The organism is Chryseobacterium artocarpi (assembly GCF_001684975.1).
Taxonomy (GTDB): domain Bacteria; phylum Bacteroidota; class Bacteroidia; order Flavobacteriales; family Weeksellaceae; genus Chryseobacterium; species Chryseobacterium artocarpi.
In genome coordinates this window covers 212,548-239,098 of sequence record NZ_MAYH01000001.1, presented here as the reverse complement: position 1 = coordinate 239,098, position 26,551 = coordinate 212,548, and the positions used below count along the sequence as shown (strand labels likewise).

The window sequence follows — 26,551 nt, the reverse complement described above, 5'->3', positions numbered from 1 at the left end:
AACACAATGCAAGCTAATATCAACGAAATTACAATATACACACCTTATAAACCTAAATATTTTAAAACATATGATTATTCTATTCATCAATTCCCAAAATTCACAAAATGTGGTACCTCCGTTGCAAAATTGTTCATTGGAAGAAGATTATTTCGGTTACTGTTAAAATCAAACATTGAATTATTATCAAAAGGAACACGAGGATAATACATGAAAGAAACCTGAATCCTGTTGAATACCAAAAACGGATTATTAATGAGCACTCCAACACCTATTTTAGTATTTGCATGGGTACTCAATAGTTTTTCATCCGGCATACCCAACCAGCCTACTGCCATCGTTAAATAAGGGCTAAAATGGAAATTTTTCCAGGTTTTATTTACAAACATCTGAAGTTGGTATCTCAACACCATTTTTTTAGTCCCTATATAATCAGCATTATAAACAGGAAATTCATCTGATGAAGAAAGGTTAATTCTATCTTTATAAGAATAATTATGCTGTGGATTTCCCAAAGCTAAAGTAGGAGAAAAGAAGTGTCTAACTTTAGCAAATTTCCAATCCATAAGATTTGTGAAATATGTGCCATCTATGCGGAAAGATTCTCTGTTTTGACTGTCTTCATTAAAAAACCTTCCAAACTGAGCTTTCAAAGTAAAATATCCTAACTTTGTAAAACGACCATAAGACGCTGAAACTCCTACATAGGGATTCATCTCTTTATTTCTTGATAAACCTCCAGCAATAAAATTCAAAGAATTTCCATAGGCAATATCCTCAGGCAAATCATATTGAAAAATATTCTTCTGAACAGAAAAACGTCTGTTAATAAGCCCTAAAGACATCAGAAAGCTATTGTAAGAACTGAAATACTTATATTGATCAATTCCGGGGCTATCTTTATATTGATAATTCTGAAACCTTCCTATAATGGCAATATTGCTGGAAACTTTTTCACTGGGATCAGATGAAACCGGTATTTGATAACCACCCCATATATCCTGACTATACACTTTAATCCTAGTTTCCGGAAATGTGGTCTCAGTTTCTATTGGAAGTAAAACATTCCGCATAAAGTATTCAAAAGTAAAACCACCCGCCCATTTTGTTAAAGGGGAAAAAAAGTCTCTTCTTACATTGAAATTAATTCGCTCATTTCTTGAAAAATCTCTTTCCCCAAGGATTTGAGCACTCATATAAGTTCCAAAAAGATTATAAGTGGTATAGCTTCCTAAGACATAATCTTGTTTTTCTTTGGAGTCGTTTCTATAAAGGAAATCTAATGTATGTCCTAATCCTAATACATTTTCTTCAGTAACTCCTAATCCAATTTTACTTCCCGAATAACTAATTCTAGGTTTTAAACTCCAGGAATCAAGAACTTTTACGACAACATCAATAGAATCTTTGTCTGAAGTATCCTCAGAAACACTTATGTTTACTCTATTTATAAAAGGCATCGTTCTAAGTAAACGTTCAGATTCATAGAGTTTCTGAGCATTATATTCTTCTCCTTCTTTAAAAAGCAAATAATTATTAACTGTAGAAGTTCTTGTAGTAGCATGAAGGTGATCCGCAAACCAATCGTACCATTTCAGTTTTTCTTTCTGATCTTTAGAGTCATATCCAAAAGGGTCGATAGTTTCTATCTTAATATTTCGGATATATTTTTTATTATAAGCTTCCTGTGGTAATTTTTCAGTTCTTGATTTAACAGAAGTTGAATCTGCTTCTCTACGGAATATAAAACGATGAAGAAACTTAGTAACTTTTCTTTTATCAGAAAATTCTTCTATTTTATAATAGAGCGAGTCTTTCTTTTCCTGTGCATTTAAAAAGAAGAAACCACTTAAAAAGAAAATTAGAATTACAATCGATCTAATCATTAATCATCAAAATTCAATACAGTTTGTAACATTAATTTTACAAGTCAATAGACCGTAAATAAGAATAATATCTTTTAAAGATACTTCTTTTCGATAAAAAAACAACTATAATAAAGAGTATTATATGATCAAAATAACTTAGCAGATCAAAAGCAGACGATATTCACCATCATTTTCAACTGGAGCTCTGTGCACACAAGGTAAAACCTTTTGCTCCGGATGATCTACCGCCAGTCGCCAAAGAGATCCTAATCCTAAATTTATGGGTTCAGCACCAGATTTAGCCTGATAATGCAGATCGAAGAAACAGTCTTTCAGAAAATCTTCGAACTCTTCCTCAGACCCATCATGTAATTCCATTAGCTTTTCTCTTATCTCAGGAATGAGCACCTTTTGTACAGCTTGCTCGTTCGGTAATATATCACTTGAAGTACCGTAATATGTACATAAAAAAGTATCTGTTCCAACAGGTGAACGATCCACGTGATAGGAATAAACATCTGTTGATATAAAATCAAATTCCTCGTCACGTTCATAGTTTTTTAGCAGATTAAGTGAAGGTGATGCTCCAAAATCAGTCAGTAGCTGTAAATCATCTAGTACCCTTTCTCTTGCAATATTTCCTTTTTCTGACAATTCTAATTGTAAAAGATCTTCCACGGAAACTTCAGTAATATTATCCTTCAAACAAAGTTTGGATACAATTTCTTTAAAATCTCCTTCTAAATTTCTGTTCCAGCAAATTGCATTCATTTCTCCCTGGAAATCAGTATTTATAAGTTCCGAGAAATCAGAAGCCATTCCAATCTGTTTATTGTCAGAAAACACATTATTCATATGTATAGTTGTTTTTACTACTTAATCCTTTGCAAAAGTAAGAATTAACTAAGATAACAGATATTTAAACATGATGTTTCATGTCATAATATAGTCTTTAATCATTATTAATTTAAATTTTGAATGTAAGCCTGTAAGTCGTCCTCCCTAGCCAATCCAATCTTTTGCTTTAATCGATATTTAGTAACACGTACTGTATTGGCATCTACTTTTAAAACATTTGCTATCTGCTGATTACTCATATTAAGATATAAATAAGAGGCATATTTAAAATCCATATTGGAAAGCTTACTTTTTGACACTTCTTTTAAGCGTTTATGGAAATCAGGATGAATATCTTCTATCAATCTTTCCATTTCTGAAAAATCATTATCATTTAACTGATCTTCTTTCAGAATTTGCTGTAGTTTGACATCTGGCTTCTCGTTAATTTTTGTCTTAAGATCTTTAATAAAACTTGTCTTATAATTCAAGCGCATTGAAGTAGACAGAGCTATTTTTTTCAATTTTTCCTGATTGGCTACGAGTAAATCCTGTTCTGCTTTTATCCGGGCTTTTTCTTCTCTTTCCAGTTGTAATATAAGCTGGGTTTCCTGTTTTTCAGCTTCCAATAATTCATTTTTTTGCATACTTAATTTTTGTCTGAATTTTGTTAAACGGATCAGGAATATCAGTGCAACAATAGAAATTAACATTACTCCAAGATAAAGCAGGTTCTCTCTGACTAAAGATTTTTTCTCTTTTTCTAATTGGTTGATTAATTGGTTTTTTCTTTCCGTACGGTAAAATACATCGAGTGCTCTTGTGCTGTTTGTCAATTTTTCAATGCTCATCTCTGTTTCCTTTCTTGCACGTCTTTCAAGATGAAATGCCTTTCCGTACTGCCCCACACGTTGATACAATCTTGAAAGATTATCAAAAACAGCAATCTTGTTAGTCAGTCCAAGATTATTAGAAGTAATAGCTATATCATAAGCCTTTAAATAATACTTTTCTGATAATTTATAATCCCCCATTGCTTCATATAAATACCCCATATCATTATAAGCTCCACAGGTAAAATCGATAAGCTGAGTATCTCCCAAACTCAATTTCAACACATTATTATACATATCCAGGCACTTCTGCTTATCAAGAGGAGTTATAGCAAGAAGTAAACTGCTATAGTTTGAAAAATAAGTAACTAAAGCTTTTTTTTGGGCGATCGGATCAATAACTTTCTTGGCAAATTCATATGATTTCTGATAATATATATCTGCAGAATCGAGAAGTTTTGTTCTTTCATCAGAAGTCTTTGTCTTATTTTCATAAAATTTTTTATGATAGTAATAAGCAAGAATATTATAGCTATGATTGATCAGAAGTGCATTTCCAGACTTCTTTGCATATTTATTTGTCTGAATAATATCCGATTGAACATATTCATTTTCAACATTAATATAATTTCGATTTATAAAACGATATTTTATAAAGTACAATATAGAAAGCATAAAGTTTTCGTCAGAATATTTGCTAAAAATATTAATACTTCTATTAACCGACTTTACAAACGGATCGTTAAGCTCCAGGTTTTCATAATATAAAGCATTCCCAAATTCTACATAAGCATCATCGAGCTCTTCTTTGGAAGCCTTAGCAAGTTTTTTGGCTTTTTCCAGTGCTTCAATTTTTTTGATTTCATTATCCTTTGAAAAAGAATAATAATTAACTAGATACGCGTAACCTATTACTTTCCTGGAATTATCATCAGAACGGAGAAATTTATCTTCTATTATTTTTTTTGCCTGAGGATATTGTTTTGCATAAAGCAATGTATATAGGGTTTGCTGATCTTCATCCTTATCACTCTGCGCGTATAATACACCAGATCCCAGCAATAATATTGCTATCAAAAAAAGAATATTTCTTTTCATCAATTCGGTTTGTGTTTTTGTTAAGGAATTACACATAAAGCATAATTACCTTGTCAAAATTATAATAAATATTTCAACTTTTGTACAGAATCCTACTAATGCAGCATCAAGGAAACCATAATCAAAAAAAATAAACAACATACTGAAAATGAACAACATATAAAACATATAAAACAGTTATGTATATACTTTATATACATAACAATTAGTAACATTTTCATTGTATAGCAATGAATGAAACAAATAGAGGCTCTAATAACATTAATTATTCAAATAAAAAAAACATCATATCATTACACAAACACATGGTCATATGTATTTTATGGATTATTCCAATTTATAAAATACATATGATACTTCCCTTTTAGCCAATCAATTTTTAAGACAATAAAAAACATTCAAAAAATTTTAAAGAGTAAAATTAAATTTGACAACATTTTTTCAAGATTATTCAATGCAATTCATCAAAAGCACTCCAAAAACTCAATATAAAACTAAGCTATAAAACGATTATAGCAACAATTTACTCCTCACAACGATAAATTTTATTTTATATTCAAAAAGCAATTGTAATAGTCACAAATTAAAAAACAATAAACATTTGAATATCAATAAAATACACAAAAATATACATAGATTGTATATTAAATAAATCACCATTGTACATGAAATTTAATGACAACATCCAAGCCCTAATCGAGTTCTCACATTAACTTCGCATTACAAAATGATGACTTAAAAACAAAAATTATGAAAAAAAATTACGATCCCATTCCAGATCTTATCACCTCGTATTCAGTATCCTATTTTGCATTAATACTTCCAATATGCAATTTTCTGTAAATCATTTAAACCAAGTTTAAAGAACGTCACTTCTCATCCTCTGAATTGAGTAAATAATTTTTCTATTTCCTTAATTCAGCTAAATAATTAATTCTAATTATCAGGTATCATTCTTTAGGAACGTATCCAATAATTTAGGATAATGATATTTAAAGGTTGGGCTAGAAATATTGATCAGAATGTTATAAATAGGACATTCTGCCAACACAGATTCAAATCAGATTACTATTAAACAAAAAACTTCAAGTAGCAAATTGATTCAGAACACCCAAATAGCAATCTAATCCTAGAATACTTATAAACCGTTTAATCAGAATTCATCAAACAATAAATAACTTACATATATCCCTCTGTTCTTCAACAAAATAAATATAAAACACACAATTTGCTTTTTAAAAACAACTTTTAAACATATTTAATTATGAAAAAAAATATATTTACAATCGCAATTCTTGCATTAGGATTCTCTAATGCTCATGCACAAAAAGGTGTTGGTATCAATACAACAACTCCAACCGAAACACTTCATGTAAAAGGTACTTTCAGATTAGAAAATGCTGATGCAGGTAACGGTAAGATACTGGTTTCTGATGCAGATGGTAAAGGTACGTGGACAACAATTACCACAAACCCAGGAACTGTTACTAATTTTTCAGCAGGAGACCTCGCTCCATTGTTTACAACAACTGAAAATACAACAACAACAACACCGGAATTGAACTTTACTCTGACCAATGCAGGTGCTAATACTATTCTAGGTAACAATACGGCAACAGCAGCAGCTCCCTCTTATTTTTCCGCTGCTAATTTACCATTAGCAGGAAACGTTACTGGAACTCTTGGTGCAACTGTGGTAAGTACTATTCCTGCAACTGCAGATACCAGTGACTGGAAATTAACAGGAAATACCACAACTTCAGGAGCAGGAACATTAGGAACAGTTTCTACAAACTTCATCGGAACTAAAGATGCTAAAACACTAGCATTTGCTACTAATAATATCACCAGAGCAATTCTAGGAACAGACGGTTCTTTGAACGGTGGTGGTGGAACATTGAATTCCTTTTCATGGGGAACAAATAATACAGCAAGCGGAACAGCATCTGTTGCCTTAGGTACAGGTAATAATGCCATCGGCAATAATTCTATAGCGATAGGAAGTAATAACAGTTCATCATCTACGAACTCCATAGCAATTGGATATGATGCTGCTGGGACAAACAATACTAACTCCGGATCATATTCAATGGCTCTTGGATATGGAAATACCGTATCAGGGCAGAAAAACTTTGTATTAGGTCTTAGAAATGTAATATCCTCTTCTAATACAGGTATATCATTTCAAGGAGGAACCTTTGTTTTAGGAAATGACAATAGTGTGCCAAGTGTAAACACAACTGTTATTGGTGGCAGTAACTTCACTAATCAATCAGGAATGGTGATAGGTGACAGGAACGGAACGTTATCGAATCCTATTGGTAGTGGATATACAGTTGGAACCAATAATACTTCTAATAGTGGAGGTTATATTTTTGGTTCGCAGAATGGTATCATAGGAGCAGCTTCAGGAAGTATGGTTCTTGGTAACAATGGAACTATCTCCGGAAAATCATTCAATACTGTTTACAGCAATGATGTTCACTATTTCAAAAGTACAGCTACCAACACAAAAACGATAGTTGGTATTAACGTAGATCCTTCAACATTTGGAGCTCTTACAAGTGCTATTCAAAGTGATTTAACTGTGAATACTTCAATTCGTATTGTTCCTCAGACCCCTAACTCTAGTTGCGATTCTACCAGTGAAGGTGCTATACGCTATAATGCAACTATAAAAAAACACCAAGGATGTGATGGTTCTACCTGGCAAAATTTATACTAATTCAGAATTGCTCATGCAATTCTTTAAATATTAACTTTTTAAATACAATGGAATGAAAAAAAACTTTTTTACAAGTTTAATGATCTTGGTGCTGACCGTGTTTTCTATGAAGGCATTTGCACAGGGATACACTCCTATTCGTGGAATAGGTATTGATGCAAATCCAGTGGGTCAAGCTGGAATTTGTCTGGGATGCTACAATGGCAGTTTAAATCCTTTAATTGATTCGGATCTTACCAACAAAGTAAGTATGGGTAGTTTTGCTAATCTGGTAAGTGGAACTGGTATTTCAGTAAAAAACACAAATATTGTTTACCCTGCAGGCTATATAACAGGTTTTAAAGTAGATACAGGAAGCAGCTTAATCACCGCGGAACTGTTAAGTTCTTTACGTGTAGCTACATATCTTAATGGACAACTTCAAGAGGTATCAATCAATGGTTCGTTAATATCCATTCCTGCATTTGGAGGATTGAATAATACTAATTTTTTACATTTAAGAACTACTAAACCTTTTAATGAAGTAAGATTATATCAAACTACTTTAGTATCATTATTCAGCTCGATGAATGTTTATTATGCGTTTGCTTTCGATCCGAATAAAGTACCTGTAGAAGATAATAATATTTGTGATGATATTATTGGCGGATCTGGTACAGATACAATTATTGACAGCAAAGGTTCTCTTGTCGCTCCTTTCTCTTATGTTTTTGATCATCAAAACATTGGAGATGGTGATAAAAACTCTGCCGCAAAAATTTTCTTGCCTCTAGGTCTTTTAGGATCTTATTCTGTGGGAGTTCTTGACAAAGATCAGGTATATCCGGCTGGCGTAAAAGCAGGATGGGTAATTGAACCTGATGATCAGGGTAAAATTTTATCTGCCGAATTTTTAAAGAATATGGTGATTGAAACTTATCTCCATGGTAAATTACAGGATTCTAAAACAATTTTAGATGGAGGTGGTCTTATCAATATAAAGGCTTTAAGCTTCGGGAGCTTTAAACAAAAAATATCCTTAACTACAACAAAACCATTCAATGAAATCCGTTTAAGAATAAATCAGACATTTGGATTTAATTTAGGAACGTTAAAGGTATATTATGCATTTGAGGAACCCGTAACATGTAATAATTGTAATGAGTACCTTCAGACATCAGGTTCTTCTCAAAAAGGCGATATTGTTTCCGGTTATAACTGGACTGGGCAATCTGGAAATTTCATTTTTGATTTTACTAATATTCAGAATCCTGAAAGAATTGTTGATACTAACGTCAATAATTATGCTACAATTAATGTTGCTCCAATCAACATATTTATTCCAAGAGCTTATGCTACTGTAAAAAATACAGAAGGAAAGGTATATCCGAAAGGAACATTTGCCGGATTTAATGTTATAAAAAGCGCAACACTAGCATCAATCGATTTCTTAAGAATGGTTACTATTGAGCTATATAAAGGAGAAACACTGGTAGGAAGTAAATCTGCTGGTGAATTGTTTAGTGGACAATTTTTCGTAGCACAATCCAATATGTATTGGGTGGCAATGACTGCTCCCGCACCTTTTGACAGAATGAAAATTACAGTTGCTCCTGGGTTAACTTTTGGTACCGGACATCAATATTATATTTATAATTCTTTTGTACAGGTAGATTCTGATGGTGATGGAGTTCCGGATTGTAATGATAAATGTCCTGGTGGGAATGACGCTATTGATACTAATGGTAATGGTATTCCTGACTGTGCTGAAAAATGTAGCAATGTAAATGACAAGTCTAATTCTACAGACTCAGATGGTGATGGCTTTAAAGATTCATGTGATGAAGATTCGGATAACGATGGTATTCCTGATGCTGTTGAAGACACCAATAAAAATGGTCTATATACAGATGACGATAAAGAGGGTGATTTGAATTTCATCAGTACGTTAGGAGATTCTGTACCGAACTACAGAGATTTAGATTCCGACAATGATGGTATTTTAGATCTTTTTGAATCTGGTATTCCTTTATCTGTAATTAATACAATTGACAAAGATAAAAATGGGGTTATTGATTCTGATATTGCAGTAGGAAATAATGGTATTGCAGATATTCTGGAGACTTCTCCTGATTCAGGAGTGATGAAATATCCTTTAGCTGATACAAATGGTAATGGTATTCCTGATTATTTAGATGTTTCAAGTAATTCTAATACATATGACCTGTATGCTATCGGAAAACAAAACCTTGATTTAATAGGAGCCGGATTTATTACTCCAATTGTGGATGCGGACAATGATGGTATTATGGATGCAAGAGATGCTTCTGTAACGGATCCTGCAGATACAAACAAAACTATATTTGGGGCACCGGGTTCACCTTTTTCACCTTATGCTACGGCAAAAATGACAGCTAATTCTTTCAAAAGAACTATGACTGCTTCATTAGAAGAAGAAAAGAAAGTATTGGGAGATTTTAAAATCTATCCAAATCCTGTAAAAGCAGGTGAAGATATTGCTTTTGGTTCTACTGATACACTAGAAGGACAATTTGTAATTTATGATTCCAGAGGTGCTGTTGTAAAATCTGGAGATATTCAGACAAGAGGTAGGATTTCTACTGATACTCTTACTGCTGGTCTTTATATTCTAAAAGTAAACGCTAATGGCATTACAAAATCATTCAAATTAATAGTAAAGTAATCTGAACTTACTTCAATGATAAGAGGCAGCACCAAAGGTGCGCCTCTTTTTTATCTTTTTCCAGAACACTTAAAACCAGAACACCTCTTTAGATATTAATTATATGAATGTAAAATTTTAAATAATGAAAAAAATATTATTAATCTCAATCCTTACATCAGGTTTCTTATATTCTCAGAATAGAGAATATAATTTGAATGTAAAATTCAATGAAAAAGATTTTCTTTCTAGCTTCCTTACAAGCAATTTAAAAAATGAAATAGTATCTCAGATTATTGCAGAGTCAGATTCTGTATGGATAAAAAAAACTGACCAAAACTATGTTTCAGTACTCGGAAAAATACTTGTTGATCGAGCCAAAAAGCAAAATGATAAGAATACGAATCTATTAAGTAAACAAGATAAGGAAGAATGGGAAGCGATGAAACCTGAAATTGCGAAATCTAATATGATTGAAATGTATCAGGATGTAGTAAACAGAACATTTGATATTTCTTTTATGAAAAATGCCCTGCAAAGGAATAACATCCATGATTTCACTTTAGAAAAACCTTCTTATAATGAATTTACCATTCATTTTAAAACAGATACAGAACGAAAAGCTGGAGAACGTGTAATCAAAGAAAATATCTTAGCCATCTACCCTATTCCGGATGAGAAGATTACTCACACTGTTTATAATTGCATTCAAGATCAAATGAAAAAGAAAAAAATAGTAAATAGTTCTATTGAAGGCAACTATTTATCTTTTCCAAATGACGAGCAAATAGATTATAAAACTTATTTTAAAGAATTTAGAAAGACTTGTTCAACTACTGATAATGACCTTTCTTATTTTCTCTTAACACCAAAAGGAAGTGATTACACAGCTAATATTTATGTTGGAAAAAAAATAAATTCCGTGCTTTTATTTCAAAACATGAAAATTGTAAAGGCTGTATATGATTTAAATTATAAAGGAAAAGAACAAATCTCGGAGGAACAGGCGGCAGAATACCGGAAAAAAGATAAAGTTTTATTTAGTTTTAAAGAAAATAAAGAAGGTGATGATTTAATGAAAACCTTAATAAAATCTGATAAGAACAATGGCTATATTCTAACTAAAAATAATACTGATATTTTGCTTCCCATTCAAAAAATAGAAAGTCAAAATAACGGAATCTATAGCTTTGAAATTACAGCTGCTCAATACAATTGGGAAAACATTTATGAAGACATTTTGTTTGAAGTTTTCAAAAACTCTGTTACCTTAAAATAGTATCATATTCTGTACAATAAATATTTTCAATCATCAAAAAAGGTTGTTACAGTAATAGTAGCAACCTTTTTTATATAGATTAAATTTAGATTATTAACTATAAAACCCAATATCTAATTGACTTTTTTACACTTTAAAAGTATAACTAAGCGCAAACCACCACAGAAAAAGACCGAACACCAAACAAATACTATTGCCAATGATTAGCAAAACGCCTAATAAAGTTATTCTTGATTGTATAGCTAAAATTAAAGCTGCTATGACTAACGAAATAAGAATAAATATGGCAAAATTTTCCAGATCATAGGTATATAACAATTCATCACATTTAAATAATAATATAGTGAAAAGAATATGGATAACAGTGAGAAGAAGACTTAATTTTAATGTTTTAGACATAGTTTATTTTATGATGGTTTTGTCTCTAATTACAATAATATTGTGGTAAAACAGAGTTTAATTCTTTACAAATATATTGAAATAGTGAAAAGAATTGTATTGATTTATGGGAAACCGTAAAATACGCGTTTAAAAGAAATGTAAGTTTGATCTTTAAAAAGTATGAAACCAGATTCTATTTCAAACGATGCTTTTTTTAAAGAAAAATGTATATTTGACGCCCGTTTAGCCGGGATGCAACCTAAGAAAAATAAAAGTGTCTAGAGAAAACAAAAGATTTTATTTTAAAATTGATACTGAACCCAGTGAAGGAATTGAGGTTTTTGTGGGACAAAATGCGGGAACTCAATTGAATAATGATATTCTGAACGCAAAAGAGGAAGTTTTAATTATCTCACCTTATATTGATGAAGTAAAACTGGATGACCTCATCGCTTTAAAAAACAGAAATATAAATGTAAGGCTGGCATTCAGTGATCTCCGTCCGGAACAATACAGGGAAATTCTTACTAAGTTGATTCATCAACATAGAGTGACTGATGTTAAGAAAAAAGAGAAAAGAGATAGCCAAAAAAACATGCTGTTCTTCTCCTCTATTGCCTTATTCTGTCTGGGAATTTTCTCACTTATTTATTTTGGGATGCACGTTGTGGATGACTTTACTGATTCCAATAATTTTCTTTCTATCCTTGTTTCTTTGGGGTCTTTTTTTGGTTTTTACAAATGTTGGGAGATGAAATCGGTTGTTGAAAAAATGGAAATTTACACGTATCATTATTCTGAAAAACTGAATTTCAAATTTATCCGAAACAGTCGTTATGACAGTAAATTTATTCATTCAAAAATTTATGTGATTGATCGAAAAGTGGCGTATCTCGGATCATTGAACTACACGAAAAGTGGATTTACTACTAATTTTGAATCGCGTATCCGAATTACACAAAGAGAAAAGGTAAATGAATTGGTAAGCTTTGTTCATGACATTTTTGAGGATAATGTAAATGTCCGAAGACATGAGCTTTTTTATCTTGGGAAAAAAATTTATAGTGAGGAAATGTATTAATTAATGTATTTTCTTGTATTTATAAAAACATCAGCGGGCTCCTTCGGAGCCCGCTGATTCTTTAAAGTAACTATTATCGAAAAGGGTTTATTTTTTAATGATTTTCTCTGTTACAACCGCTGATTTTGTTTGAATTTTAATATAATATATACCTATCTGAAGTGAAGAAAGGCTTATTTTTTCTTCTGTTGCTGATAAATTGCCTTGTGTTATCAATTGTCCGGTAGATCCATAAAGTTCATAGGAAACTAATGGTTCCTTACTTTTAATGTAAAGAATATCCTGTACGGGATTCGGATACAATTGTATTCCTGCTTGGGAAGCTGGAATTTCTGCTACAGAAAGCTGACTGCATACTGATTTTCCATATTTTGCAAAGAAAGCCTGAGACTTGCTTCCTATTACATTTTTAGTCATCATATTTAATCCATCACTAGGGTTTGCGAATAAATTATTGTGGAAAAAACCTCCCAGAATATAATTTCCATCAAGATCTGTGGTAATAGCTGTGAATTCATCCCAGCTTCCTGGCTGACTATGAATCTCCTGAGTGCCTATTATTGCCCCGGTATTTTTATTAAGACGTACAATTAAAGGATCTGCATAAAGACGGGCTTCCATTGCGAAGTTTCCCCAAACATCAGATCGGCTTCCTTTTGCGAATGCAATCTCATCTCCATTAAGTGTCAATCTTCCTTTTGCAAAACGGAATCCGAAATTGTTTGTCATTGTTTCCGGTGTTGTTGTCCATTGTACAATTCCGTCTGCATTAAGCTTCATCACAAATGGAATCGTTTCATTATAACTTCTCGGAGGAAAGGTATAGTTTCCAAAGGTAGCAGGAGCCGGTGTTCCATTAAAGTAATGTCCTGAAAGATAAAGATCTGAAGAACCGGAATCTTTTATGATGGAGTGAATTTCTTCATCCGCCACAGTATATCCGCAATTCAATTCTTTTCTCCATATTTCGGCACCGGTTGTACCATCAAATGCCAATACAAATGCCCCTTTTGTAATGGGAGTATTGTTGTATGAGAAATCTTCCAGCATGCTGCTTCCGTTAAGCCTGTTTCCTTCCAGATAATAACGGTTTAAGTTTTCATCATAGATTAAATTTGTTTTACCATTAAACATCCCTATCGCTATACCGCCAGTCATTGGTAACAAAAGTGGTGTAGCCATTGTCATATTACCATTATCATAATTAAACTTCACCAGATAATACTGATATTCCCAAGTATATGTTGAAGGCACAGTAACAGTCCCATTCAGATGAGTTCCTGCTCTGAGTCCTATAATAGTATGGATATTTTTGGATGAATCCATATACATCAGATAAGAATCTGTATTCCGTGTCTGAACACTCACATCTCCCTGTAAAGGTTTACTCCAAACTAAATTACCATTGGATGTATTATATTTCAGTAAATATGATGCTCTTAAGTTGGGATCTACCGTAGTTTGATCAACATAAGTAAAAGGTGGAATAATATGAGTGTCATCAAAATGAATAGGTACACCAGTGGGATCACCGACCATGGCTGCATTAAACATAGTAGATAAAATATATAAGCCTCCATTATTATCCAGCTTTATATTCCAGCCATATTCTCCGTCCTGTGAGCCTCCTATTGCTCTTGACCATCTTACATTGCCGGCACAATCAGTAGAAAAAAGGAATAAATCTCTGAGTCCATAATTGGTAACAGGTATCCCATCCACATTTTGACTCTGGGAATTCATAGACATCAAATAATAGATATTATTGTTATTATCCACCGCAATATCTTTAATAGACTGGTCATATATATAATTGAACCCCCAATCAACAGAACCGTTTACTCCACCTGCCTGTTTTGCCCATTGCCACTGGTAATTCTGGCTAAAGGATAATACAGGTAATAGTAAAAGAAATAACTGACATATATTTTTTCTAACTTGTTTCATAAAATTCATTTCGTTGTTTATACAATTACTTCTGTGAGAAGTAAAACTGTAGTGATTATTGTTTTTAAATGAGATTACTTTTTGATTATTTTTTCTGTTACTGTAGCAGATTTTGTCTTAAGCTTAATATAATATATACCTGTCTGGAAAGAAGATAGCATTAACTTCTCCTGAGTTGAAGTCAAATTGCCTTGTTGTACATACTGTCCTGTAGATCCATAAATTTCATAGGAGATCAGAGGTTCCTTGCTTTTGATGTGAAGAACATCCTGTACAGGGTTTGGATACAGCTCTATTCCTGCCTGAGAAGCCGGAATCTCTTCTACAGACAACTGGATGCATGCAGATTTAGCAAATTTTGTAAAAAACGACTGAGACTCACCTCCAATCACATTGACTGTCATTGTATTGACTCCATCATTAGGATCTACAAACAGATTATTATGAAAAAAGCCTCCCAGAATATAATTCCCGTCTCTGTCTACAGCGATTGCCGTAAACTCATCCTCTTTTTTAAAATCACTTAAAATTTCAGCTGCTCCTATTACATCTCCTGTTTCTTTATTGAAACGCACTAATAAAGGATCCTGATAATCTCCATTAGGTCTGGACATCGCATAATTTCCCCAGATGTCATTCCAGCTTCCTTTAGCAAATCCAATTTCATTTCCGTTAATAGCAATTACTCCTTTCAGACTTCGGTATCCTCCGAAAGAGGTAATACCATCGGGAATTTTCGCCCATTTTACTGCTCCGTCTGCCCCAAGTCTCATTACAAAGGGGGTTTGTCCTCCATAAGAACGTAAAGGAAAAGTATAGTTTCCAAAAGTAACATCCGTAGTAAGATCGTAATAACGTCCTGAAATATAAATATCTGAGGAAGAAGTATCTTTTATAATAGAATGAATTTCATCATCTTTTGAATTTGGCGTAGTGGTTGTAAATTCTTTTCTCCATAATTCTGCTCCGGTAGTTCCATTAAAAGCCAGCAGATAAGCATTTTTGGTAAATGGAATATTATTGTATGAGAAGTCTTCAAACTGAGTGGTATACTCACCCCATATTCTTTTTCCGGCAAGGTAATATTGATTTAAGCTTTCATCATATAATAAATTCACACGTCCAAATGGTTCCGCAGCACTTATTCCTCCCGCGATTGGAAGAAGCAGTGGCGGTTGAAGGGTCATATTTCCATTATCATAATTAAATTTAACCAGATAATATTGATAGGATGAGGTATAACTATCAGGTACTGTGATCATCCCATTCAGATGAGTTCCTTTTCTAAATCCCATGATAGAATGTATATTTTTAGCAGAATCCATATAAGTCATATGAACATCACAAAAGCGGCTTAAAATGTTCACATCACCCTGTAAAGATTTGCTCCAGGTCAGTTTTCCATCAGATGTTTTGTATTTTAACAGATAAGCAGATTTATATCCCGGGTCTGTTGTATCCATGTCTACGTAAGTAAAAGGAGGAACAGTATGGGTCTCATCAAAATGGATCGGAATACTATTTGGGTCAGTAGTATCTGCAAAACTATAAAGTGTAGTCAGTATATATAATCCACCATTGTTATCTAATTCAATATGCCATGCACTTTCTTTATTTCCTGAGCCTCCTATCGTGGTAGACCATCTTATATTTCCTTGACAGTCGGTAGAAAAAAGCAATAAATCTCTAACTCCATAATGTGTAACTGGTATTCCGTCTAAGTTCTGATCCTGGTTACCAATTGTTGTAAGATAGTAAACATTATTATCATTATCCACTGCAATATCACGGATGGATTCATCATACGAATAATCAAACCAACTATCCGGAGATCCAAAAGCACCACCAACCTGTTTTGCCCATTGCCACTGGTAATTCTGACTGAAAGAAAATATTGGCAGCAGCAAGAGTAGCATCCAGCCTAAACTGTAAAGTTTTCTCATAGCTCTAGTTTTAGTTTTGATAAAAGACAGTGCCCTTTTCAAAGGACACTATCTGGTAAAGTAATTAATTAAAGGTTTTATTTCTTGATAAATTTTTCAGTGACCACTGCTGATTTTGTTTTAAGCTTCATATAATAAACTCCTGTCTGAAGAGAGGATAATATTAATTGCTCCTGTCTTGAATGTAAGCTACCCTGTTTTACAGCCTGTCCTGTTGCTCCATAAATTTCATAAGATTCCAAAGGTTCTTTACTTTTGATATAAAGAATATCCTGTACAGGATTCGGATAAAGCTGTATTCCTACCTGAGAAGCTGACGTTTCTACAACTGACAACTGACTGCATGCAGACTTGGCATATTTTGTAAAAAATGATTGAGATTTTCCTCCACTTACATTTACGGTCATGGTATTTACGCCATCATTTGAATCTGTAAATAACTGGCTATGAAAAAAACCTCCCAGTAAATAGTTCCCATCTCTGTCTACTGCAATTGCCGTAAATTCATCCTGAACTTCAAAATCACTGTGAATTTCTCCAGCTCCTATTACAGAGCCATCTTCTTTATTTAAACGGACTAGTAAAGGGTCTGCCAAATCTGTATCCTGGCGGATCATAGCATAGTTCCCCCAAATATCATTTTTGCTACCTTTTGCAAATGCAATTTCATTTCCGTTGAGGGCTATCTTTCCTTTCATAAAGCGATATCCTGCACCACCTGTTATTCCGTCAGAGATCTTTGCCCACTTCACATTACCGTCTGCGCCAAGTCGCATTACAAAAGGAGTCTGCCCTTGATAATTAGATGAAGGAAGTGTATAATTTCCAAAAGTTGTAGCGCTGGTTCCTTTATAATAACGTCCGGAAATATAAATATCAGAAGTATTCGTATCTTTAATAATGGAATGAATTTCGTCATCTAAAGGAGTAATACCTGTATTGAATTCTTTTCTCCATACTTCTGCTCCGCTAGTTCCGTCAAATGCCAATAAATAAGCATCTTTCGTAAAAGGAATGTTATTGTATGAAAAATCTGCCATTGCATTTCCGTAATCTCCATACATTCTTTTGCCTGCAAGATAATAGCGATTCAGGGTTTCATCATACAGTAAATTTACTTTTCCGTCTACTACTCCTAAACTTAAATCTCCGGTAATAGGAAGTAATAATGAACCTGCCGGTGTCATATTTCCGTTATCATAATTGAATTTTATCAGATAATATTGATATGGTAAAGGGTAAGAAGCCGGAACATTGATCATTCCTCCTAAATGTATTCCCGTTTTAAAACCTACAATTGCATGAATATTTTTAGCAGAATCCATATACATCATCTGTGTATCAGACTGACGTAATGCCAGACTTACATCTCCCTGTAAAGGCTTGCTCCAAGCTAATGTACCATCAACTGTATTAAATTTCAGCAAATGACTGGTTTTACTTCCCGCATCTACCGTATTCTGATCAACAAAAGTAATGAAAGGCATTGTATGAGTATCATCAAAATGAATAGGAACAGCATTAGGATCTCCTGTATAAGCTTCATTAAGAAAGCGTCCCATAATGTATAACCCGCCATTGTTATCTACTTCTATATTCCAGGCAAATTCGTTAAACCCACTACCGCCTATAGTTCTTGACCATCTTATATTTCCCTGACAATCGGTAGAAAAAATAATAAGATCACGAAGCCCATAGCTGGTCACGGGTGTATTGTCTAAATTTTGATCCTGGTTCCATATACTTGCCAGATAATATGCATTATTGTTACTGTCTACAGCAATATCCCTTATTGATTCATCATCCAGATAATTAAAAAACAAAGTGCTGGCACCTGCTTGTCCACCTGCCTGCTTTGCCCATTGCCATTGATAATTTTGGCTAAAAAACAATACCGGCAGCATAAAAAACAACAGCCATAGTCTACTTTTAGATTGTTTCATAAAATTCAGTTTTAATTATTATGTATTATAAAAAGCAGTGCCCTCCAGAAGGAGAACACTGTTTTTTTAAATAATTTATTAATTCTTAATCAGCTTGCCTTGCAGTGATACATCTCCTGTCTGTACAATGACAATGTAAACACCCTGTAGCCAATCTGAAACTTCAAGCTCTACTTCACCGGAAGCGGCTTTCAGTTCTTTACGGTATTTGATAGTGCCTCGGGCATCAAAAACTGTAATTTGATTAGCCAGTATTCTTTCACTGCCTGTATTATAAGAGATTCTTGCTTTTTCCTTCGCAGGATTTGGCATAATTTTCAAAGAAGACTCTGATTTGATTTTCGCTGTAATCTCAGGATTCGTTACTGTGGTTTTTCCAAAGCTTTGTACCCCTGCAACTACTTTACAATCACCAGATGCAAATAATATCTCATCCATACCTCCAGGGAAGCTGGCATTCGGATAGAACAGCAATGGATTGGTGCTAAAATCATAAGTTCCTCCTCCCGGAATGGTAATTATAGACGGTACATAAGTTCCATAGCCATTAAGACTGGAAACCGTAACGCTCATTGGAAACCATCCACCATTGGATATAGAACCAAGAACTACATAGTGATCACCTTCCCACTTCATGGTTTCAATACTAGGAACCAATCTGCAGTCATATTCTATTCCACAATCCTTACTTGGGTAGTAATTCATAGGTCCTGAAGAAAACTCACATCCAAAATTCTCAATTTTAAGCCTATAAGTTCCTATAAAATCTAAATTCAGTGGATGGATAACATCATTAGTACCACTCTGAATATTGTTTGTAAACAATTGCCAGTCATGATGCTTAAATATTCCTTTCGGTCCTAAAATTTTACGCTCTTTATCAGGACATTCATCATAACATCCTGTAGGGAATACCCACATCAGACTTTCAAGACTTAATGGTACAACCACCTGACTAGAAACCTTACAACCACTTGGAGCTGTATAGATCACCTCATAGGCACCTCCTTCATTCACTGTAATCGTCTGTCCGGTCATTCCATTGCTCCAGTTATACTCTCCTACAGACGGTCCTGATGCTGTAAGCTGAACCGTATATGGCTGACACTGAGCTAAAGTATAAGTAATATTAGGTGCCGACGGCGGATTACTTACTGTAACCGTAAAGTTTTTGGATGCAATACAGCCTCCTGCTCCTGGGGTACGAACTTGTAATGTATACGTATAAGTACCCGCTGATAATGCTGGCGTAATATAACTGATCGGAGAAGTAGCAAGCGTCCAAGGTCCTAATATAGTAGAGCCTATACTCCATTGATATTCCAATGTATTATCAGTAACAATACCTGCTAATGTTGCAGAGCTTCCTGCACAGATATTTGATTTTCCTGAGATACTTACATACGGAGCTGTTTTTATAGTAACAACTGCCGGCGTAACACTCATACTATAATCTCTACATCCTTCTAATGATACCATGATAGGCCAGTAGCTTCCTGATTGAGTCGGTGTGAAAGACATCGCATTAGGAGCTCCGTTTACTGGCTCAGAACCATTCATCCATATATATTGTGTAGGGAAACCTAGTGATGGATTATGTACTATAGCTGGTACACTTCCTTCACATGCAATCAGGTTTGGCGGCGTAAGGCTTCCTCCAAAATTAGCACTTATTACTGTAATATTTTTTTCAGCTGAGCTATAAACACATCCTTGAGGAGTCTTCACTTCAAGTCTGATGGTTTTCGGACCCGCTGTGTTGTATGTAATATTAGCCGTAGAGCCAGGTGCTATATATGCAGTCCCGTCAAAGTACCATGTATAAATATTAGCAGGGTCATAAGATCCTGCTGTGAACGTATTCACACTACCCATACATGTAAAAGCTGGAGATAAGAAGCTCGTACTTGGAATAGGCTTCAATGTAATAGTCTGTGTAATCGTACACGGTTGAGTATTCGATACAGACGGTGCAGACATCGTCATCGTGAAAGTATATGTACCTGGTGCAAGATTATTATAAGTTACAGTTTGTCCGTTTTGAACAGGAAGTCCGTTACCGCTGAACGAATAATTAATTGCATTTGGATCAATATCAAATATTGTAGATGTATTATGCAGGGTTACATTATATCCGTTACCATTACAAGTCTGGCTGATATTAAATTTAGGTTCATAATGTTTCTTAACCTCTCTGGTAAAGCTATACCAGCATGATCCATATCTTAGACGAACAGTTACAATATGCGCTCCTGCAAGATTGGTCTGATATTGAGCTGTATTCTGCCCTTGAGCACTCACCAAAGTAAGCACACTGTCAGATCCCCATTGGATTTCATCTGGAGTAAGGTTATAAGTTAAATTATTTACAGAAATGGTATTACAACCAGTCCATTGAGGCTCAAATAAAACCTTAGGAGGAGCAGTACACCCCGTACCTGTTCCACAAGACTGGAATACAGTGATATCCTGTGAATAAACAATACAACCGTTAATATCCTTAGCTCTTACTTTGTACACACCAAAGATAGGTCCGCCACCACCAATGGTGTAAGAATTTGAATTGGCTCCTAGTATTTCAAGACCATCGTGTAACCATTGCCATTCCTGGATATTGGTAAGACCGGTAGAACTATTCGCTGTAAAAGTATAATTAAACAGATTAGGATCACATACTCCAATGTTGTACACTGGTGAAATTGTAATCTTGGTTTCCGGAAGAATAATAAAGTTAGCCGTTGCTGTAGGCTTATATTTACATCCGTTTGTTCCTGAATAAGTTACCGTAACCGACTGAGAAATATCTGCTCCCGTATTATTCTGAATATATCCATTTGGAATAGTATAAGTTCCGCTTGCATTAAATGTTGTAGTATAAGTAGAATTATTCGCAAAGGTGAACGTAACACCTGAAGCTGAAGTAATTGTTCCCTGATCAACAGTAAAAGTGATTGGTGAACCTAAACATATTTTTCCAACATTTGTAAAGTTGACTACCGGAAGCTTTAGCTTGGATACCGGAATAAAGATAATTCTTTCCTGCCCGCACTTTACAATTCTTAAATACAATCTTGTACCATATACATTCCCTGAAACTTCGTTAAGGTTTACAACAACATCTGCTGTACCCTGTCCTGAAGCAAAACTTCCGAAATTAGGGCTATCAGTGAATTTCCATTCCATAAAGTCTGGAACAATACCATTAAGAATAGCTGTAAATTTCTGCGTACTACTTGGACAGAAAGGACCAGGATTAGGCTTAATCGAAATCGATTTAAGATCTATAGGTAATATCTTTCGGCTTATTGCAGAAGAAAGACAGCCCGCTGTTCCCAACGTTCTGTAGCGTACTGCTACTTCATATGCTGAAGGTCCGGGGTTAAATATAACCGTTACAGAATTTCCTGTATTACTTCCTTGAATTGTTCCTCCTCCTACACTCCATACTGGTATTCTTCCTGGTGGAACCAGATCCAGTTTATAAATATAAGGTTTACCCGGGCAGATCAATTCATCCCCGATAATAGGTCCTTTAGGAGCATCCGGAGTTTCAACCACTTTTATAAAGATTGGTTTACTTTCACATCCTCCACCTTGATTAATAGCCGTAATCACATAAGAACCATAAATTGGAAAATTATAAGTAAGCGGACCTCCTCCTACTGGTTGTGTAATATTCACAGGCACTCCCCCACGGGTTACTTTCCATACAACAGGTACATTAGGTGTTGCGGTAAAAGTCTGATTTGTTCCTTTACAAATTTCGTCCGCTCCTCCGCTTATTACTACAGGTTCTTCTACAGTAATAGACATTTTTGTGTCTCCTTTGCAGAATAACAATGTATTTTTATAACTCGCTTCAAGGGTATAATTCCCTGGCTGAGTAGCTGTGAAAAGAATTTCGTTTCTCTGTTGATTAAAGGTCAGCTGACCACCTGTAGGACCATATAAATTCCAGGTAATATCAGTGGTAGGCCATTGTGGAAGAGAGTATTTGTATTGTTTATTCATACATACAAACTCTTCACCTTTGATTTTTGCATTTTTTAAAATGACAGGAATCTTAATGGTAGTCCATTCAGGGCATCCGCATTCAGATTTATACATTACGTATCCAAATCCGTCAGAAGGATCTACCTGATCCCATCTTACTTCAATTTCTTTACCATAATTATTCTGAATGGTTCCTCCGATTACCTCCCATTTACCTTCTCTACAACCATCCTCAACACTATATTTTTCAACGCTTCCTTCACAAACCACTGATGCGCAGTTGATTTGTACCGGTGGAGATTCCAGAATCTCAATATCTCTTTCTGTGGTAGACGAGCATCCACATTTGTTAGTAACCGTTAATTTAATAGTCTTGATTCCTGGAGAACTATAAGAATGAGAGGGCTCGAAAGCTGTAGAAGTCGTTCCGTCTCCAAAGTCCCAGAAATAGTTGATAATATCTGCACCTCCATTTTGTTGAGAAAGATTATCAAAATGAATTTCCGTGTTTTTACATGCGAATTTTTCCAGATTCATCAATTTGAAATCCGCAATTGGGCTATTCATCTTTTCAATGCAGATATTCTGTGTTTCGACATTTCCGTCAGTAAAAGTAATAACAGCCTGTACAGAACCGCTTCCGGGATCTCCCCAGGCTACTTTTGCCTGCATACTTCCTGTAGCCGGAACCACAGATAAATTGCCTCCTGAAGCAGTCCATTCAACTTTAGCAATATTAGTACCGTTCAATGTATACTTTACAATACTTCCGGCACAGACACGGACACAGTCTCCGGGTTTTATACTGGGAGTAGAGGTTCCATTGTTATCCTCTCCTTTCTCTCCTCGGAATTCCTGACATCCGACCTGAGAATCCCATGTAATAGATGTTTGGGCTCGTAATCCCCAGGGAATCAAAAGCCAACAGAGTAGCAGCCATCCGAAGACGCGCTGTCTACTGACATAAGTGGTGTTTTTCATGGTTATTAAAATGTATTAATTTTCATTTGAAAAATAACAAAAATAACAACACAAAAATCATTTATATGTGAAAAATATAAACAAAATACAACTTATATATCAACAATATAACAATTATCGTAGTTATATGTTATTTCACGCACGTTGTAATTATCTTTCAGAAACTAATTTATTTTCATTCTAATAAAAATTAAAGGAATTTTATTAACTTTTTTAAGATAAATCAAAGTAAAAAATTCACAAAATACAAACGCGAAACGCAATAATTACACAAATACCCACAAAAACATTACAAAAATAAACATGAAAAATGCTCAATAATAAACAATACCAAAAACAAAAAAAATCATCTTCACTCCTGAAAACGATTTTTACTATAACAGCATATCATTTCATACTATTCATTATCTAAATACACAAAATCTCCGGTATTCAGCTTTCCAAAAACTTCATTCTTAAAAGCCGGATTAATGACAAACAGATAACTTTTAAGATGCGGGTTCTTTTTACCTTCAGCAATCTTTGTCTTTACCGGATCAATTTCAATTTTCAAAGTACTTTCTTCATTATCACGAACAGTTACAAATCTGATGATCCGATCTTTCTTAGCCCATTCAAAAATAACCAGCCCATCTTTCCAACTTCCATTTAGTTTTTTAGGAGCTCCGTATTTTGTATTTAATAATTTTAGAAGTTTATTATTATCAGCCGATGATATCCCGTCTGCTACAGCACCAATAATCTTTATCTTTCCATCCATCGTAGCGGCAAGATTTATTTTCTGAAAAGAATATTCTTGAAAATCAGCCAATGAATATCTTGAACTCCAGTTAATCTGTCGGTATTCAAAACCAATAGGTTTTCTGCTTTCAGAGAAGACAAACGTGGTATCTTTTTGGAACATAAACGTCTCCGAATCATTCGCTTTTATTTCAAATGCATTATCATAGGTTTTAACTTTATTTTTCTCAGGGAATAAAGTTGAAATCCCTGTATTAAAGTCAAAACTCTCAAGATTTAAAGGTTCTTCTCCAATAGGATGAACTTGTTTTTGTCCTTTACAGGAAACAATCAACGTAAAAACAGAAAGTAGCAATATTCTTTTCATTATATCTTTATAATTCAACAAGTGATCAAAGTGATATTTATCTATAATAAAGGTAATATTACAAAAAAGTTTTAAACCTATTTTTATTTGATTTATGAATCCATTATTTTTATAAATTTAATCAATAGCCTCGTCATGAAAACAGATATAAATCAAAAAATCAATATTATCAATAACATTGTAAATGAATATTTTACAAACAATACTTCAATAAATAAAATTCCGGCAAAAGACTTAATGTTTCTTTTTGTTCAGGCAGGCGTTTTCACAAAAGACTATAAAAATGGACTTCCATTAAGGAAGCTATTGAGACAACTGGATACCGTATCCCAACTTAATCTTTTACCTAATATAGTAGCAGAAAGAAAACCTATTAACACCTATTGGTTTTTTCAAAGATCGAAAACTCTGGCTTAAATCTTATAATCCCATCGATTTATAATATAAAAAGAGCTTATTTTGCGAAAAAAAATGCCTGCTATGAAAAAATACTTCAAGGAAATAATGATCGTTTTCGTTGTAATTCTGTCACGATTGCCTTTTATTTTCAATAGCCTTGGCTCAGATTTGGATGGCTGGAGAGAAGTATACACCGGAAAAGTATTACATGAAGAACATATTTACCAGGTATCCCGCTTTCCCGGATATCCGTTTCCGGAATTTTTGTATTCATTAGTATATAACGCTCCATATTGGTGTATCAATTTATTATCAGTTCTTTTCACAGCCGGTTGCAGTTTATTTCTTTTTAAAATCCTGGAGCTCATAAAAGCAAAATTTTCACCGCTCATTCCTATCGTATTTACTTTCATTCCGGTTATTTACCTGAACAGCACAATAGCAATGGAATATAATTGGTCCCTGTTCTTTTTATTAGGTGCTATCTATTATATTTTAAAGAAAAACATCTGGATATCAGCACTTTTTTTCGGACTGATAGTCAGCACAAGGTTTAATAATATTATATTCCTTCCTGCACTTCTTTTCCTTACTTACTTTTACATAGAAAAAAGCATTAAAAAGGTTCTTTTATACTCTTTTTTATCCATTCTTTTTACTGGCATCTTATTTTCACCTGTCATCATAAAATACGGACCTCATTTTCTGCAAAATTCAGGAGATTCAGAATTTAATTTAGTAAGTATTCTGAGCTTAGCTACATTATATATATATGGCGCTATAGGAACTCTCGCTATTGGTCTGGGTTTAATAATGCAATTTTTCACAGGAGGCTATCAAAAAATAAAAGAATTAGGCAAAAATCATTTCATAACATTCTCTGCTATTCTGATCATTTCCAATTTTATTTTCTTTATCAAATACCCATTAGAACCAGGCTATCTCATTCCGTCGGTTCCCTTTGTTTTGATTCTTTTACAATATATAATGAAAGAAAAGATGATGAAATTTGTTTTATTTACCCTATTTCTATCACCTTTTTTTATTCATATCACCGCTGAAAAAATTCGTTTTAAAGGAATGGTATTAACAAACGAAGATTATGAAGATCAGGGATTACAATATTGCAGCAACCTGGTACAAGAGATAAAAAAACTCTCCAAAGATCATCATACCATCTTTCATGTAGGCAATCTCTCAGAACAGATTATGTTAGTAGGAAAATTTGATAAAACCTCTCATACAAAAATCGTTAAAAATCTTTCCAAAGAGCAGGAAAATGCTATTATTAACAAGAAAGTAAAACTCTATTACATCAACACAATTGATGGTAAAATTGAGAACGAGAAAAACCACATACTAGATCAACACGGAATATTGTTTTATAAAGATTTTGAATTAAACAGATAAAATTGAGATCCTTATTGAAATTCTCATTATAAAAGAAGAAAAAAACACCATTTCCATCTTCCA

The 26,551-nt window shown here is 33.8% G+C and carries 14 protein-coding genes; 6 read left to right on the top strand and 8 right to left on the bottom strand.

Going from position 1 to position 26,551, the window contains the following annotated elements; genetic code table 11:
- Positions 1 to 86: 86 nt before the first annotated feature.
- The 3 genes from BBI01_RS00985 to BBI01_RS00975 form a co-directional block, all read right to left on the bottom strand.
- Entirely contained in the window at positions 87 to 1,886 is a 1,800-nt protein-coding gene (locus tag BBI01_RS00985) for a POTRA domain-containing protein (protein ID WP_065392825.1), read from the bottom strand.
- Positions 1,887 to 2,024: 138 nt separating this feature from the next.
- Positions 2,025 to 2,723, bottom strand: coding sequence for a DUF1826 domain-containing protein (locus BBI01_RS00980; RefSeq protein ID WP_065392824.1), 699 nt, complete (start codon positions 2,721 to 2,723; stop codon positions 2,025 to 2,027).
- 107 nt (positions 2,724 to 2,830) lie between these two features.
- Positions 2,831 to 4,636: a tetratricopeptide repeat protein gene (locus BBI01_RS00975; RefSeq protein ID WP_065393321.1), complete on the bottom strand. Its 1,806-nt coding sequence runs from the start codon at positions 4,634 to 4,636 to the stop codon at positions 2,831 to 2,833.
- Between the two features lie 1,264 nt (positions 4,637 to 5,900).
- Between BBI01_RS00975 and BBI01_RS00970 the strand changes: the two genes are divergently transcribed.
- From BBI01_RS00970 to BBI01_RS22980, 4 genes are all read left to right on the top strand, one after another.
- Positions 5,901 to 7,361, top strand: coding sequence for a hypothetical protein (locus tag BBI01_RS00970; RefSeq protein ID WP_065392823.1), 1,461 nt, complete (start codon positions 5,901 to 5,903; stop codon positions 7,359 to 7,361).
- Between the two features lie 52 nt (positions 7,362 to 7,413).
- Positions 7,414 to 10,044 carry a T9SS type A sorting domain-containing protein gene (locus tag BBI01_RS00965; protein WP_065392822.1) on the top strand — a complete coding sequence of 877 codons (2,631 nt, stop codon included), beginning with the start codon at positions 7,414 to 7,416 and terminating at the stop codon, positions 10,042 to 10,044.
- 124 nt (positions 10,045 to 10,168) lie between these two features.
- Positions 10,169 to 11,302: a hypothetical protein gene (locus tag BBI01_RS00960; RefSeq protein ID WP_065392821.1), complete on the top strand. Its 1,134-nt coding sequence runs from the start codon at positions 10,169 to 10,171 to the stop codon at positions 11,300 to 11,302.
- A 655-nt stretch (positions 11,303 to 11,957) separates the two neighbouring features.
- Positions 11,958 to 12,764 (top strand): phospholipase D-like domain-containing protein, encoded by an 807-nt coding sequence (locus BBI01_RS22980; RefSeq protein ID WP_185114336.1) that lies wholly within the window; start codon positions 11,958 to 11,960, stop codon positions 12,762 to 12,764.
- An 87-nt stretch (positions 12,765 to 12,851) separates the two neighbouring features.
- Here BBI01_RS22980 and BBI01_RS00940 read toward each other — a convergent pair whose 3' ends face one another.
- The 5 genes from BBI01_RS00940 to BBI01_RS00920 form a co-directional block, all read right to left on the bottom strand.
- Positions 12,852 to 14,711: a T9SS type A sorting domain-containing protein gene (locus BBI01_RS00940; RefSeq protein WP_065392818.1), complete on the bottom strand. Its 1,860-nt coding sequence runs from the start codon at positions 14,709 to 14,711 to the stop codon at positions 12,852 to 12,854.
- Positions 14,712 to 14,785: 74 nt separating this feature from the next.
- Complete coding sequence (locus tag BBI01_RS00935; protein ID WP_065392817.1) at positions 14,786 to 16,654, bottom strand: T9SS type A sorting domain-containing protein; 1,869 nt, start codon at positions 16,652 to 16,654, stop codon at positions 14,786 to 14,788.
- Between the two features lie 77 nt (positions 16,655 to 16,731).
- Positions 16,732 to 18,597 (bottom strand): T9SS type A sorting domain-containing protein, encoded by a 1,866-nt coding sequence (locus BBI01_RS00930; protein WP_065392816.1) that lies wholly within the window; start codon positions 18,595 to 18,597, stop codon positions 16,732 to 16,734.
- Between the two features lie 78 nt (positions 18,598 to 18,675).
- Positions 18,676 to 23,571: a PKD domain-containing protein gene (locus BBI01_RS00925; RefSeq protein WP_065392815.1), complete on the bottom strand. Its 4,896-nt coding sequence runs from the start codon at positions 23,569 to 23,571 to the stop codon at positions 18,676 to 18,678.
- A gap of 397 nt (positions 23,572 to 23,968) precedes the next feature.
- Positions 23,969 to 24,679: a hypothetical protein gene (locus BBI01_RS00920; RefSeq protein ID WP_065392814.1), complete on the bottom strand. Its 711-nt coding sequence runs from the start codon at positions 24,677 to 24,679 to the stop codon at positions 23,969 to 23,971.
- A 135-nt stretch (positions 24,680 to 24,814) separates the two neighbouring features.
- On the opposite strand from BBI01_RS00920, the gene BBI01_RS00915 reads away from it, so the two are divergent.
- On the top strand, positions 24,815 to 25,096 hold the full coding sequence (locus BBI01_RS00915) for a hypothetical protein (RefSeq protein WP_065392813.1): 282 nt from the start codon (positions 24,815 to 24,817) through the stop codon (positions 25,094 to 25,096).
- Between the two features lie 63 nt (positions 25,097 to 25,159).
- Complete coding sequence (locus tag BBI01_RS00910; RefSeq protein ID WP_123862039.1) at positions 25,160 to 26,488, top strand: putative hexosyltransferase; 1,329 nt, start codon at positions 25,160 to 25,162, stop codon at positions 26,486 to 26,488.
- The last annotated feature ends 63 nt before the right edge of the window (positions 26,489 to 26,551 follow it).